This window comes from Cytobacillus sp. FSL W7-1323 (genome assembly GCF_038595015.1).
GTDB lineage: Bacteria > Bacillota > Bacilli > Bacillales > Cytobacillaceae > Cytobacillus > Cytobacillus kochii.
This window is the reverse complement of sequence record NZ_CP151998.1, coordinates 1,452,543-1,467,172: the sequence shown is the minus strand read 5'-3', so window position 1 is coordinate 1,467,172 and position 14,630 is coordinate 1,452,543. Positions and strand designations below refer to the sequence as shown.

The 14,630-nt window shown below is 34.5% G+C and carries 15 protein-coding genes; 10 read left to right on the top strand and 5 right to left on the bottom strand.

Annotated features, from left to right (window positions below; translation table 11 throughout):
- The first annotated feature begins 19 nt into the window (after nt 1-19).
- From MKX67_RS07605 to MKX67_RS07585, 5 genes are all read left to right on the top strand, one after another.
- Complete coding sequence (locus MKX67_RS07605) at nt 20-1,096, top strand: YheC/YheD family protein (RefSeq protein WP_095369932.1); 1,077 nt, start codon at nt 20-22, stop codon at nt 1,094-1,096.
- 4 nt (nt 1,097-1,100) lie between these two features.
- On the top strand, nt 1,101-2,474 hold the full coding sequence (locus MKX67_RS07600; protein WP_307318325.1) for a YheC/YheD family protein: 1,374 nt from the start codon (nt 1,101-1,103) through the stop codon (nt 2,472-2,474).
- Nucleotides 2,471-3,658: a YheC/YheD family protein gene (locus MKX67_RS07595; protein ID WP_342489093.1), complete on the top strand. Its 1,188-nt coding sequence runs from the start codon at nt 2,471-2,473 to the stop codon at nt 3,656-3,658. The genes MKX67_RS07600 and MKX67_RS07595 overlap by 4 nt, the downstream gene beginning before the upstream one ends.
- Before the next feature lie 66 nt (nt 3,659-3,724).
- Nucleotides 3,725-3,937, top strand: coding sequence for a YheE family protein (locus MKX67_RS07590; RefSeq protein WP_341091896.1), 213 nt, complete (start codon nt 3,725-3,727; stop codon nt 3,935-3,937).
- Between the two features lie 51 nt (nt 3,938-3,988).
- Nucleotides 3,989-4,183 (top strand): hypothetical protein, encoded by a 195-nt coding sequence (locus MKX67_RS07585; RefSeq protein WP_095369935.1) that lies wholly within the window; start codon nt 3,989-3,991, stop codon nt 4,181-4,183.
- Nucleotides 4,184-4,236: 53 nt separating this feature from the next.
- On the opposite strand, the gene MKX67_RS07580 is transcribed toward MKX67_RS07585, so the two are convergent.
- Nucleotides 4,237-4,497: a metal-sensitive transcriptional regulator gene (locus MKX67_RS07580; RefSeq protein ID WP_095369936.1), complete on the bottom strand. Its 261-nt coding sequence runs from the start codon at nt 4,495-4,497 to the stop codon at nt 4,237-4,239.
- Nucleotides 4,498-4,856: 359 nt separating this feature from the next.
- Between MKX67_RS07580 and MKX67_RS07575 the strand changes: the two genes are divergently transcribed.
- Nucleotides 4,857-5,060: an alpha/beta-type small acid-soluble spore protein gene (locus MKX67_RS07575; protein WP_095373492.1), complete on the top strand. Its 204-nt coding sequence runs from the start codon at nt 4,857-4,859 to the stop codon at nt 5,058-5,060.
- A 56-nt stretch (nt 5,061-5,116) separates the two neighbouring features.
- On the opposite strand, the gene fumC is transcribed toward MKX67_RS07575, so the two are convergent.
- Nucleotides 5,117-6,490, bottom strand: coding sequence for a class II fumarate hydratase (gene fumC / locus MKX67_RS07570; RefSeq protein ID WP_322909126.1), 1,374 nt, complete (start codon nt 6,488-6,490; stop codon nt 5,117-5,119).
- Between the two features lie 240 nt (nt 6,491-6,730).
- Between fumC and MKX67_RS07565 the strand changes: the two genes are divergently transcribed.
- Complete coding sequence (locus MKX67_RS07565; RefSeq protein WP_095369938.1) at nt 6,731-7,051, top strand: hypothetical protein; 321 nt, start codon at nt 6,731-6,733, stop codon at nt 7,049-7,051.
- 102 nt (nt 7,052-7,153) lie between these two features.
- Here the strand turns inward: MKX67_RS07565 and MKX67_RS07560 are convergent, their stop codons facing one another.
- A complete protein-coding gene (locus MKX67_RS07560; RefSeq protein ID WP_322909125.1) occupies nt 7,154-9,154 on the bottom strand; it encodes a PBP1A family penicillin-binding protein in 2,001 nt (666 codons plus the stop codon).
- Between the two features lie 102 nt (nt 9,155-9,256).
- Between MKX67_RS07560 and MKX67_RS07555 the strand changes: the two genes are divergently transcribed.
- Nucleotides 9,257-9,763 carry a universal stress protein gene (locus MKX67_RS07555; protein WP_157733753.1) on the top strand — a complete coding sequence of 169 codons (507 nt, stop codon included), beginning with the start codon at nt 9,257-9,259 and terminating at the stop codon, nt 9,761-9,763.
- Nucleotides 9,764-9,815: 52 nt separating this feature from the next.
- On the opposite strand, the gene MKX67_RS07550 is transcribed toward MKX67_RS07555, so the two are convergent.
- Together MKX67_RS07550 and MKX67_RS07545 are read right to left on the bottom strand one after the other, a co-directional pair.
- The gene (locus tag MKX67_RS07550) at nt 9,816-10,283 is read right to left on the bottom strand and encodes a helix-turn-helix domain-containing protein (RefSeq protein WP_191815030.1); all 468 of its coding nucleotides are present in this window, start codon (nt 10,281-10,283) and stop codon (nt 9,816-9,818) included.
- A 534-nt stretch (nt 10,284-10,817) separates the two neighbouring features.
- Entirely contained in the window at nt 10,818-12,047 is a 1,230-nt protein-coding gene (locus MKX67_RS07545; protein WP_095369941.1) for a dicarboxylate/amino acid:cation symporter, read from the bottom strand.
- Nucleotides 12,048-12,202: 155 nt separating this feature from the next.
- On the opposite strand from MKX67_RS07545, the gene MKX67_RS07540 reads away from it, so the two are divergent.
- The gene (locus MKX67_RS07540) at nt 12,203-12,751 is read left to right on the top strand and encodes a GNAT family N-acetyltransferase (protein WP_095369942.1); all 549 of its coding nucleotides are present in this window, start codon (nt 12,203-12,205) and stop codon (nt 12,749-12,751) included.
- Between the two features lie 501 nt (nt 12,752-13,252).
- Nucleotides 13,253-14,611: a hemolysin family protein gene (locus MKX67_RS07535; protein WP_307318311.1), complete on the top strand. Its 1,359-nt coding sequence runs from the start codon at nt 13,253-13,255 to the stop codon at nt 14,609-14,611.
- Nucleotides 14,612-14,630 lie beyond the last annotated feature (19 nt).

Sequence of the window (14,630 nt, the reverse complement as noted above, 5' to 3'; positions counted from 1 at the left end):
ATAAGGAGGAAAAATCAGCATGAAAACACTTGGTATTATGACACTTTACGAAACAAGTGAAAGGACCTATATAACAGCTATTGCTTCACAAGCTAAACATCACGGCTATCAATGCTTTCGTTTTATTCCGAAAAACATCCTACCACACAATAATGAAGTAAATGGAGAGCTATTTAATGAAGTAACCGAACAATGGGAGTCTACGGTTTTTCCATTACCTGAACTGTTATATGACCGTTGTTTTTATCAAGAAGATGATCATTCAAAAAAATGCAAAGTCATAACAAATTGGTTAAAAAAGAGTGGTAAGACCCAATTCTTAGGTCAAGGACTTCCAAATAAGCTCGAAATATATGATGCCCTAAAACATTCTAGACTCGCTCCTTATTTACTGCAATCAGATCCTTTCACTTCAGCGAAATCTTTCATTAAACAGTTAAAAAAGCAGTCACCACTCGTATTAAAACCAGTAAATGGGTCACAAGGTATAGGTATTTATGTTATCTCAATCAAAGGTGACTCAATGATTATCAAAACAGACAAAGGCTCTAAGCAGATTGAACAAACGCTTCCCATTCATAAAGCAACGGTTTGGTTAGAGAGGCTGACAAAAAGATATCAATATCTAATCCAACCATTCTTATTACTCGTTGATGAACAGAATCGCCCCTTTGATTTACGCGTTTTTCTGCAAAAGGATGCTAACGGTGAATGGCAAGAACAAGCAAGAGCCATGCGAACTGGTCATGAAAACGGCATAATTTCTAATTTAAGTGCCGGTGGAACAACCTCTTCCTATGAGCATTGGCTAGATAGTATTCCAAAAAGCCAAAAGTCGTTTTTACAGGAAGAATTAAAGGAAATATTAATTATTCTTCCCTCAATTATGGAATCATGCTTTTCAACACTATTTGAATTAGGTATCGACATCGGAATTGATCAAGAAGGTGGCATCTGGATTCTTGATATTAACTCTAAACCTGGCAGGAAATTGGTCTTACAAACAAATCCACAATTAGCAGATGTCCTTTACACTTCTCCATTTAAGTATGGAGATTACCTATTATCCCAACGGGCATTAGCTGAAAGGAAGTGAAAGAATGATGAATCAAACATTTATGATAGATATCACCTCAGACTATAAAGGCTGTGTATTCTTGCCAAACCATATAAATCTAAATACTGCCCTTTACAAATTAAATTTCGGTACAGTTACCATTGATGCTAAATTTAAGCAACAACCGAGCTCCAAACAAGCAATCACCATCAGTGAAGATCTCGCTAAAGATATTTTCTTCCCTTATGTCAAGCACCCTCTTCATATTTTTATACATGATGAAACATTAACAATCGGACCCCTTGTTGGCATTTTCACGTCAGGGTTCACATCATTTCCCATGCGGCCTATCGGTGATCGCTCAATTATTTTTTCTAAACTCTTATCTGTAAGTACTAGTGTCGGTGCACTTCCTTTCGTATTTGGAGAGAAGCATATTAATTGGGATTCTGGTACTATACAAGGTTTATTTTATTTACAAAATGGGTGGAAGACAATTGAAGTGCCTTTCCCAAACGTAATCTATGATCGCCTTCCAAATAGAAAAAGTGAACGGCAAAAACAACAAAAAGAAGTAAAGTCACGACTTGAACAAGAATATTTAATTCCTTGGTATAATCCAGGCTTTTTTAATAAAATGGATATTTATGATCGTTTATTTCAAGTCGAGGAAATTTCGGAGTATTTACCTGAAACACAGCCGTTTAGTTCTTATTCCGCTATCGAAAACATGCTCGCCAAATATGGCCATATATACATTAAACCAATGAATGGCAGTCTGGGATTAGGTATTCATCAGATTATTTATAACAGAGAAGACAGTGCTTATTATTGTCGGTACAGAGATTTAAAAGCTGGTATGAATAAACTAAAGAAATTCTCTAGTCTAGAAGGGTTAATGAAGCATATTTTTGCAGGTAAAAACCTCGAAAGAATGATTATCCAACAGGGTATATATCTGTTGAAGAAAGAGAAATGCTCCATTGATTTTCGGTTACACACGAATAAAGATTCAACAGGACAGTGGATTGTTACTGCTTGTGCAGCAAAAGTAGCTGGAAATGGAAGTGTTACAACCCATGTAAAAAGTGGAGGTACGATTCAATCATTAGATGAAATTTTCGAGGATCCAATTGAAAGAGAAGAAATTGCTAATAAATTGCAAACAGCTTCCTTAAAGTTAAGCGAAGCAATAGAAAATAATATGGAAGGTCTTGTCGCAGAAATAGGCTTTGACTTAGGCATAGACCAGTCAGGAAAAGTTTGGTTTTTCGAAGCGAATTCAAAACCAGGACGTTCAATCTTTACACATCCAAGTATGAAAAAATTTGATTTCTTAACACGTAAACTTTCTTTAGCATATAGTATCTACCTAACAGAACAAGCAATGAAAAGCCCTGAGGCATTGTTTAGATGACTATTTCCTACTATGACCCTTTATCTCAAAAGTGGTATCACGCACAGGAAAAAATGTTTGGAAACAATAAAATAAAAACAGAAAAACTCTTTCATTATTCAAAAAAATGGTTGCCATTCTCATTAAATGAAGATTCTCATCGAATCGGTCCAATTATAGGGATCTTAACAAGCAAAGGAAAAAATAAAAAATTAGCGGGCAATGGTCCGCTATTTTTATCTCTTGTCCAACAATTTTCAAAAATAGGCGCATTACCTATTGTCTTTACGCCAGATGATTTTGGAGTTTCATTTGTAACTGGTTATACATTTCATCCATCTCTAGGAAAATGGATACAGGTCTCATCCCCTCTACCTGATGTCATATATAACCGTATTCCTTTCCGCAACCTAGAAAAAGAAACTGATTTTACTGCACTTACATCGTTCTTACAAAAACATAATATTCCTTTTTTCAATCCCTGTTTTATAAATAAATTGGAAATGCATCATTTATTAATGGAATCTTCCTCATTAAAACCTTTATTACCAGAAACTTCGTTATTAACTTCTGAAGAAATGCTACATGATTGGCTGAAAGACAAACAAAAAATATATATCAAACCCGTTAGTAGTGCAAAGGGAAAAGGAATCTTTCGAATCTCCCTACAGGAAAATCACTATTTAATGGAAGGTGTTCATCTAACAAAAGAGTTCGCTACCTTAAACGAATTATGGAATAAATTAAAAGTTCATTTAGCTAAGGACCGATATATCATACAAGAAGCAATTGAACCAGCATTATATGATGAATCAAGATATGATTTCAGAATATTATCACATAAAGAGAGGAACAATTTTGTCATTTCTGGGATTGGTATAAGGCAATCTAGCAGTCACCAACAAGTCACAACACATGTACCCAATGGTGGGAAGATATTGCCTTATGAACTATTTGCTAAAGAAGAGGACTATATATTTTTCAATTCAATCATACAAGAGGTGGGTCATTTATTAAATGAACAACTAGGTTTATTCGGGGAATTCTCTTTAGATATAGGTGTAGGTGCGAACGGTAAATTCTACTTGTATGAAGTAAATTCCAAGCCTATGAGTTTTGATGAAGAGCATATTGAAAACAAACGAATCAAAGCAATTTGTCACTTATGTATGCAATTAAGCGGTTTTCCCACTTTTCCTCATTAAATTATGTTTATTTTCATTTTCAGAACTCCTCGATTCAAGTTAAAATGAGAACAAGGGGGAATAATCATGATTTCACATTTTCAATTTCAATCATTATATGAAAACAAAGAATTACCAGGATGGAAATTTTCTTTTTTTCATCATGGCAAAAAGTATTTAGGTATATATCATCGTGATGGAAAAATTGAATGGTTATCCACTGTTCCGGACCATAATCATGAAGACAAGTTAAAAAGCCATATTCACGAACTCATGCTTTACCATGTGTATGACCGGTAAAGAATTGTGGAAGAATATGAACCATTCTTCTGAAATTAAGGAGGTTCATTTATGGCAAACAAAAAAGACGATTTAGAAAAAGATTTACCATATGAAGGACGCGATGAAGCCTTTCTCGATGTTGATCGTTATATTAACGAAGGAATGTCCGGAGGTACTGTGCATGTTAGTGGAGGACATACGAATATCGAAGAAGCGAGAGAACTAGAAAAAGAACAACCTCCGCATTGCTGTGATGAAGAATAGACTAGAAAGGAACGATTGTGAGCAATCGTTCCTTTCCTTTTACCAAAAACATCTTACCTACTTTTCACAATCATATTAACAGCTTGTTGTATCTCTTCTTCTGCATTTCTACCTTCTGAATTTGCTTCTCTTATACAAGCTTCCAAATTCTTTGCGACAACATAACCAATCGTTCGGTCAATGCCCGAGCGAATAGCTGAAAGCTGAGTAACGACATCTTTACAATGTTGCTCTTCTTCCATCATCCGTAATACGCCTCTCATTTGACCTTCTAATCTTTTAAGCCTGTTTTTCATATCCTCTGTATAATCCATTTATTCACCTTCTAACCTCATTTTCAATGATTAGGGTCATCATTAATCATCTGTGTTAGCGAATGTAAAAGCATACCCATAATTTTAATGACGATTAAATTGATGATTTATATTATATCATGTTTCTACTGTTCCTCCCTATGCACAATAAAAAGACAACAAAACATTTATAAGGAAATAATTCCCTAAAAATATTCAGGCATAATCTTTTAAATATCAACCATAATAACTATTACAAGCGGCAAACACGCTTAAAACTTCTACTATCGATGGGTTAAACCAAATATGGTGCAAAGAAAATTGCGTTGGTTCATTGCCAACTAACCCAGCCAAAAAAAAATTTAGAGGAGTGGAAACACATTATGGCAAACCAATCTTCAAATCAATTAGTAGTACCAGGAGTAGCTCAAGCTTTAGATCAAATGAAGTACGAAATCGCAAGTGAATTCGGAGTTAACCTTGGCGCTGAAACAACATCTCGTGCGAACGGTTCTGTAGGTGGAGAAATTACTAAGCGTCTTGTTCAAATGGCTGAACAACAACTTGGTGGCGGAAAGTTCTAAGCTGCAAAACTTAATAATATGGATTAGCCCCCTATCACCTAGGGGGCTTTATTTGTTTAGATCATTTTTTCTGGTACAACCCATTTATCATATTGATCTTCAGTAATATATCCTGTTTTTAATGCCGCTTCCTTCAATGTTAGCTCCTCTTTAAAAGCTAACTTAGCAATTTCAGCTGCTTTTTCATACCCGATATGGGGGTTTAAAGCTGTCACTAACATCAGGGATTGATTGACAAACAGAGAGATTTTTTCAGTATTAGCTTCTAAACCAACAATGCAATTTTTATTAAAAGAATTCATACCATCACTAAGTAATGTAATACTTTGAAGCAAATTAAAAATGATTACTGGCTTAAAGACGTTTAATTCAAAATTACCTTGACTGGCAGCAAAGCCTATCGTTGCATCATTTCCAAATACTTGACTTGAAATCATTGTCAACGCTTCGCTTTGTGTTGGGTTTACTTTTCCTGGCATAATTGAACTTCCTGGTTCATTAGCAGGTATCGTTAATTCTCCAATCCCACTTCTTGGTCCACTCGCAAGCCATCTAACATCATTAGCAATCTTCATTAAATCTGCAGCTAAACCTTTTAAAGTTCCATGAAGATGAACAATCTCACTATGACTTGTTAGTGCTTGAAATTTATTAGGAGAAGAAGTGAACGAGAGCTTCGTTAATTTAGAAATCTCACTAGCCATCTTATCACCAAACGACGGGTCAGCATTAATACCTGTTCCGACAGCAGTTCCACCGATAGCCAGTTCTCCTAGTGCTAGTTTCGCTTCATTGATAAGGCGCTCATCCTTCTCTAACATATAACGCCAACCGCTTATTTCTTGTCCTAATGTAAGAGGAGTTGCATCTTGAAGATGAGTTCTTCCTATTTTTACGATATCTGCAAAATCGTTTTCCTTCTGTAGAATGACATCCTTTAAACGAATAAGCGCAGGAATTAAATGTTTATCCACACTGTTCAGTGCTGCAATATGCATCGCTGTTGGAAAAGTGTCATTAGAACTTTGCGACATGTTTATATCATCATTTGGGTGAATAGAAATATCTTCATTATCCAATAATTCATTTGCCCGTCTTGCCACTACTTCATTGACATTCATATTTGTTTGCGTTCCACTGCCTGTTTGCCATACAGCTAAAGGGAAATGTTCATCAAATTTCCCAGCTAACACCTCATCACACGCTGCAACAATTGCATTTTTCTTTTCTTCTGATAACTTATTTAATTCATGATTGACTATCGCTGCTGAGCGCTTAATCGTAGTAAAAGCATAAATTAACTCTAATGGCATTTTTTCAATACCTATTTTGAAATTATTGCGACTTCTTTCTGTTTGTGCACCCCAATATTTTTCAGCAGGCACATTAATTTCACCAATCGTATCTTTCTCTACACGATATTCAGTCATCTTACTACCTCCCAAAAATTCTTGTCTATCTATTATTTTCCTAATTTAAAGCATTTTAAAATAGGTTTATAAAAGCTCCATCCTTAGTTTTACATTCCTAATCAACAGAATCAAGTTATTCGACTTTTCTATTAATAAATCCGACAAAGATTAAACGTAAAACATTCTAATTATAAAATGTTTAACTTAAAAATAAAGGGGTAATTTTTTATTAAATTCTTTTAAAAGGAGTTACATATCATGAATAGAAAAATTATCTCTTCCAGTTTAAAATTTGAAAAATCATTAAATATAAAGAAAATGATTGCTATATACCAAACTGCATATAAATACGACGGCACAATTTATTTTCTTTATCAACATAATGTAGTGATCCCTTCTCACTTGTCAAAACTAGTAACCTTTCTGATGATGGTCCGACCGAAAGACGAATTGAAAGTGATTGTGGAAGGTACTGAGCCAGAAGAAATACTTATTCAAATTAAAACGTTGTGTACGAATGATGTTCACTTTACAGCAGAGCCTAAAAGTTTATTATTGAACAGAAGTGTACATGTATAAGATATCTTATTTTAGTAAAGGTATAGGGAAATAAGAAAGATTCTCCATGAGAATAAAGATTCTCTCAGTAGATTTTTCATTATTTCCCTTTAAATATCATATTTAATTAAACCAGTCAAAAAACTGATTCCTTTTATCTTCTAACCAGTTTCTTATTTCATCCCTCTGTTCCTGTTTCTCCTTGTTACGTTGCTGCTTTTTATATTTATCATCGATTTTATCGACATTAAAGCTTTCAATCGGTTTTCCTTGAAGCACTTTTTCCATTACTTCCTTGAAAATTGGCGCTGTGCCTTCACTACTACTCGTCGTCAAATAATGATTACGATCACTTTGATCATAGCCAACCCAGATGGCACCTACTAGATGAGGAGTATAACCAACAAACCATTGGTCCTTTGTCCCACTTAAACCTTCAATCCCTAACTGTGTTGAACCAGTTTTCCCTGCGATTTCAACTCCATCAATTTTAGCAGCTTTCCCTGTACCATAATCGACGACACCTAATAGCATTGCTGTCACTTGATTTGCTGTTTGTTCAGAGATTACTGTTTCCTTCTTACTTTCCCATTGAACGAAAGGCTCATCAGATTGGGTTTTTATTTCAATAATTGTATGAGCTTCTTCTTTCTTACCACCATTAGCAAAAACACTATAAGCTTCAGCCATCACTTTAGGAGACACAGGACGGCTTGTCCCACCCAAAGCAAGAGCTAGGCCTCCATCCAATACATTCTTCGGAATGCCGAATTGCTCGGCCATCTTCTTTCCTCTATCTACACCTATTTCATTATATAACCATACAGCCGGTAAATTGATAGAATGCATCACAGCCTCATACATTGGTACTTCACCTAGATATTGGTTATTATAATTATTTGGAGCATACTCACCAAATGATAATTTCTCATCTTTCAACATATCTGTATTTTCCCATCCAGCTTCAATTGCAGCAGCATAAGGAATAATCGGTTTCATCGTTGAACCTGGTTCTCCCACAGGGTGAATGGCTCTATTATGTCCAAGGAGCGTATGCTCACCTCTCCCACCAACTAAAGCACGAATGCCACCAGTTTCAGGATCCATTAATATCATCCCACTTTGAACCGGTCGCTCCCCTGTTGTTGAAGGAAAAATCGCATCATTTTGATAAGTAGACTCTATATCAGCTTGCATACTAGGATCTAATTCGGTATATATTTGATAACCTTGCGTTAACAACTCATCTAATGAGAGATCATATCGATTCATTGCTTCTTCGAGAACAGCATCAACATAATAAGGGTACTTTCCTTTCATTGGATCAGCTTCCCCTTCTTTAAAACTCATTTCTACATTTATTGCTTGATTCATTTCCTCTTCATTAATATATCCATGTTGCTTCATTTGCTTTAAAACAAGATTTTTTCTTGCTATTGCCTTTTGTTTGTCATTGTATGGATTAATCGTAGAAGGTGCTTTAATTAAACCAGCCAACATTGCAGATTCACTTAACGATAATTCGCCTAAATCTTTAGCAAAGTATTTATTAGCTGCTTTTTTCACCCCATACGCACCCTCACCAAAATAAATTCTATTCAAATACATTTGTAGTATTTCTTCTTTACTATATTGGTGTTCTACTTCTCTAGCTATAAAAAACTCTTGAAGCTTTCTGTCATATGATTTTTCTGCAGTGAGAAGTTCATTTTTTACAAGTTGTTGAGTGATTGTGCTTCCGCCTTCAACAATTCTACCAGCTCGTATATTGGTTAAAAAAGCGCGGCCAATCCCTTGATAATCGACGCCTTCATGTTGAAAAAAACGATGATCCTCAATAGCAATAACAGCGTGTATGAGTGATTCCGGTATCTCTTCAAAGGCTACTCCTTCATTTTTGTTAGCAGAAACCTTACTAGCTACTTCACCATTTTTATCATAAATAATCGTTGGCTTGCTTAATTGACTATTTAGACCTTCAATATCATTATTTGTTGCAAATGGAATGATATAGATTAAACCAAAAAGGACTCCCAGTGATATGAGTAATAATATTACCTGCCATATATGCAATTTCTTTATCATGTTTTTCAACCAAACAAATGGTGTTTTTTCCCTTTTCATAACATCTCCACCTTATGTTCCTAGCAAGAAAATTTCTATTATTATAGGATTATACTTCATCAATAAGGGTAAAGTATAACATAAGACGAAAGGGTGATAAGATTGTTAAACTTTCAAACAATTATTGTCGGGTATGATGATTCTGAAAACAGCCGTCACGCATTGGAAAAAGCACTTTCTTTCTCTACGACTGACACAAAAATCATTCTAGCTCATGCTGATGAAGAAGTGATTGAAAATTCTTATTCAGCAACTGAAAAAAACCCTCAGTTAAGATCGAATAATATGATTGTTGAAGGCATGCAAATACAACCGCTCCATATTAGTAATCACGCAGAAGAAAAGACGACACATTCAACAATAATTAACAGCGTCGACCAAGCGATTACACATGCTAAACAAATTGCTGATGAAGCTGGAAAAAAATTAGAAATAAAAATATTGGGAGGCAAACCGGCAGATGCCATATGCGAATTAGCTGAAGAATTAAAAGCAGACATTATATTCGTAGGAAGTTCCTCAAAAGAAGGATTAAAAAGAATTTTCTTAGGAAGCAATAGTGAAAAAATAACAAAAGAAGCGCCATGTAGCGTAATGGTCGTCAAATAATAAGCAAAAAACCCAACTTTGTTGGGTTTTTTGCAGCTATGTATTAAATGAATTAATATTGATGTTGAAGTTCTTCAATGACTTCAGCGAATCTCTCCTTGGCAGAAGTTTCATCAAAGCTACTATAAATACGGAAATGCTCTTCGTCAATAATTCGGTAATGTTGACTAATGATATTTTGTTGCAAAACATAGCCGCTTTTATTCTGTATTTCTTTCCACCAAATCTTTCCACCTAGAGTTTTCTCTTTACGAAAATCAATTCCCTCTCTCACTACTGTTTCAATTACCTCTAAAGGCTCGTTTCCGAACAAAAACCTTACTGTCTCTGTTTCTCTAAACAATGCACATACAGCAACGACAGTCGACCAACCAGCATTGGCCCGGCCTTTTTCAATTTGTACAAGTGTTTTTTTTGAAACACCAACGATTTCTGCCATTTTGTCCTGTGTATAACCAGCTTCAGTACGAATTAAGCGCATCTTTTCCGAAACTTTTAATATGATTTCATCTCTAGTCAAAATCATTTCATTCCCTTGATTTATTTTTCGTGTATTTTTACACCTTTTCATATCGATTATAATTAAATTTTTCGAACCTTTCAAATAAAAATCGAAATGAATAAACAACATATACATCATACATTTTTCAACAAATGTCATTTTGTGTTATAAAAATATTTAAAAGTCCAATCCACATCGATTGATAATCATATTAACATTGCAAGAAAGATTACTCAAATGAACATAACCTAATTGCAAATAATTAAGAAATACGGACTATATAAAATGGATTATTTTTAAAGAGAAGCAGGCAATTTTCACCACCACCTACCACTGATCAAATATTATTATTTTTTGTCAAAAAGTACGTTCCTCATATGTATGATGGCATCCTTCTCCTATTCATAACCGCTTAATAATATTATTTCAATTATAAACTTATCCTTTAAAACCCATAAAAAAACCGAACACATGTGAATCTCCTTTAAGAAGAATTCACATGTTGTTCGGAAGTAATGCATGACGCATGAATTATTTATGCATTATTAATTATTATTTAGCTAATTTTTTTTCGCGTCTTTCTTCTGCAGCTGTATTATAAACTGCACAAGCTGCATCCCCTGTAATATTCACAGCTGTACGCGCCATATCTAATAATCTGTCAATTCCGAGAATTAACGCAATTCCCTCTACAGGTAAACCAACTGATTGTAATACCATGGCAAGCATAATTAAACCTACACCCGGTACGCCTGCTGTCCCAATACTAGCAAGGACCGCTGTTAGAACTACTGTCACTAATTGACCAATACTTAAATCAATACCATATACTTGAGCAATAAAAATAGTCGCTACACCTTGCATAATCGCTGTTCCATCCATATTAATCGTTGCTCCTAAAGGTTGAACGAAACTACTAATATGCTTAGGTACTTTTAAGTTCTCTTGGGCTACTTCCATTGAGATTGGTAAAACAGCATTACTGCTAGATGTACTAAATGCCACTCCCATTGCCGGTGTAAACCCTTTAAAGAACTTCAAAGGATTTTTTCTACCACCTAAGAAGTATACTGTACCTCCATATACAATAATTAAATGTATGATTAGTGCAGCAACAACTAGGATGAAGTATAAGCCCATTGCTTTAATTGCTGAGAAACCTTGACTTCCGATTGCTGAAGCAATTAAACCAAAAGTTCCGTATGGTGCAAATTTCATTACAACACCAACAAGATACATCATAATCTCATTGCCTTGTTCAATTAGCTTTATAACACCTTGTGTTTTTTCTCTTAACATCGTTAGAGCAAAACCAATAAATGCTGCAAAAACAATGATTTGTAACATATCACCAGAAGTCATCGCTGCAAATGGATTAGCAGGAATCATATTAAGTAAGGTATCACTTACTGGTGGTGCTTCTTCTGCATTGAATTCAGCATTAGCTGTGTCAAATGTGCCAACTTCGCCAGGCTTAAATATTAAAGCCAAAGAAATTGCAATGACAATAGCTATTGCAGTTGTTACAAGGAAATATGAAATGGTTCTAACACCGATTCTCCCTAATTTTTTCGGATCCCCTAGTCCAGTAAATCCGAGAATTATTGAGAATAAAACTATTGGTACAACTAACATCTTAATTAAATTAAGAAAAATTTGTCCAAGTGGATAAAATAACCACGTATCTAGTACTTCAAATACGTTTGGAGCGGTTACATTTAAGATAATTCCAACAACTGCACCGACAAGTAACGCAATAATAATTTTTGTGGTAATTTTCATAGAAGTCCTCCCATAAAATAATATACTCGAATTACAATCGTAATATATAAAAGTGTGTTTCTGCAAAACATTTTGTCCATTCGTGATAAAAAATAGAACTTTATACCCATAATAATGGTTTTATTTTACTTTTAAATGTCGAAAGGGTGAGATTTTTGTCGAAGTGGAAAATGAGTATCGATTCCTCTCTTAAACTTCACTTATTAGAGCCTTATCATTCAGAAGATTTTTACTTATTAATCGAAAAAAATCGTGCGTATTTAGCTGAGTGGTTGCCATGGGTGCAATTCACAGATAGTATTGAAAAAACAAGTGCAATGATTTCCTCATGGCTCCAACAATATCATACACAGAACGGGATTTTTTTAGGTATATTTATAAATCAAAAATTAATCGGTTCTATTAGTCTTCATACAATAGACTGGCAAAATAAGCAAGCAAGCATTGGTTATTTATTAGACCAGACACATCAAGGAAAAGGTCTTATTACGAAATCAGCTAATCACCTCATTAACTATACGTTTTCTCTTTTACATCTTCATCGCCTAGAAATCAAATGTGCCGTACAAAATGAAAAAAGCCGTAAAATACCAGAAAGATTAGGTTTTACTCAAGAAGGTATTCTCAGAGACAACGAATACATTAATAACCATTTTCATGACCTTGTTCTTTATTCTCTGTTAAGTACAGATCACAATTGGTAAAAGATGTATGAATATTATACCCTTAATTGAGCCTAAATGGAACAGTAATTCGTTCTTTCGACCTTCATATTTACAGAATTTTCGAATAAAATAGTCTTAAATAAGAAGTTACCCTTTGACTGATTATATTTTCTTAACGTATAATTATTTTTAAAATATTCAAACTGAGGTGGTAAAATGGGATATTCTATCGCATCGGTGGATTAGCGAAAATTAAGTTATTGCATGAAATAGTCTTAAATGAAGTTTTTTCTAATTATGATGATGAACTTACTATGGAAAAGAAATACAGTGATTTACATGGTAATCGAAGCTATTCCATATTTTTTTAAATTAAAGACGATAAATCTTTACCTCTAAATTTGAAATAGGAAAATTTAAGTATATATCAAATAGATACTTAACTCATTGATTGCTTCGATTGCTTGTAATAGGAGCTCATCTATTTTTCAATTCTCAGGAGGTGACACCCTACCCTTTATTGGGTTTAGGGGAATTTATTTGGACATATTAAACTTGGTTATTGTTGCCATTTTAATTGGCTTAACGGCATTCTTTGTCGTTTCAGAATTTGCTATTGTGAAAGTACGAAGCTCAAAAGTGGATCAATTAATCGAAGAAGGTAGCAAGAGAGCCATCTCAGTAAAAAAAGTAACTACTCATTTAGATGAGTATTTGTCTGCCTGTCAATTAGGTATTACGATTACGGCATTAGCTCTCGGTTGGCTTGGTGAAACAACATTTGAAAATCTACTTTTACCGATATTCCAGTTGTTTCATATACCTGCCTCATTATCTCATATTTTGATTATTGCATTCGCCTTTACCATCGTTACATTTTTACATGTTGTCGTTGGAGAGCTTGCGCCGAAAACAATTGCTATTCAGAAAGCCGAAACGGTCACATTAATGGTAGCCAAGCCTTTAATTTGGTTCTATCGCATTATGTTCCCATTTATCTGGGTGCTAAACGGATCTGCCAGATTGTTAACAAAAATGATTGGGCTAAAACCTGCTTCTGAACACGAAATGGCTCACTCTGAAGAAGAATTAAGGATTATTCTTTCAGAAAGTTATGAAAGCGGGGAAATCAACCAATCGGAATTTAAATATGTGAACAAAATATTTGATTTTGATGACCGCATTGCGAAAGAAATTATGGTCCCACGTACAGAGATTATTTCTATTTCTAAAGATGATACCCTAGAGGAATTTTTACCTACCGCCAAGAATGAAAAGTTCACACGGTATCCCATTATAGACGGTGATAAAGACCATATCATCGGTATGATCAATGTGAAAGAAATCTTAACGGACCTAATTTCTTCTAAGTCTCAGTCAACAATAAAACCGATATCCACTTATATTCGTCCTATCATTCGTGTAATCGATTCTACACCGATTCATGATTTGTTGTTAAAAATGCAAAAAGAACGTATCCATATGGCTATATTGATGGATGAATATGGTGGAACTTCAGGATTGGTGACCGTTGAAGATATTATCGAAGAAATTGTCGGTGATATTAGAGATGAGTTTGATGTGGACGAAGTACCAAGTGTTCAAAAAGTGAAAGATAATCATTATATCTTAGATGGAAAAGTTTTAGTTAGCCAAATTAACGATATTTTAGATATTTCCATCAATGATGAAGATGTTGACACAATAGGTGGTTGGTTGTTAACTGAGAATTATGAAGCCAAAGAAGGCGACTTTATTGAACAGGAGAACTTTGTGTTTACTATTGTAGAAATGGAAGATCACCATATCAAATTAGTGGAGGTATACAAGAAACCAGTAATTGAAGAAATAGCTCCTTCCCAAATTCCTTTGTCTACAGAATCACAAGTCCAAATATGAAATAAAAAACCGCGCTGAA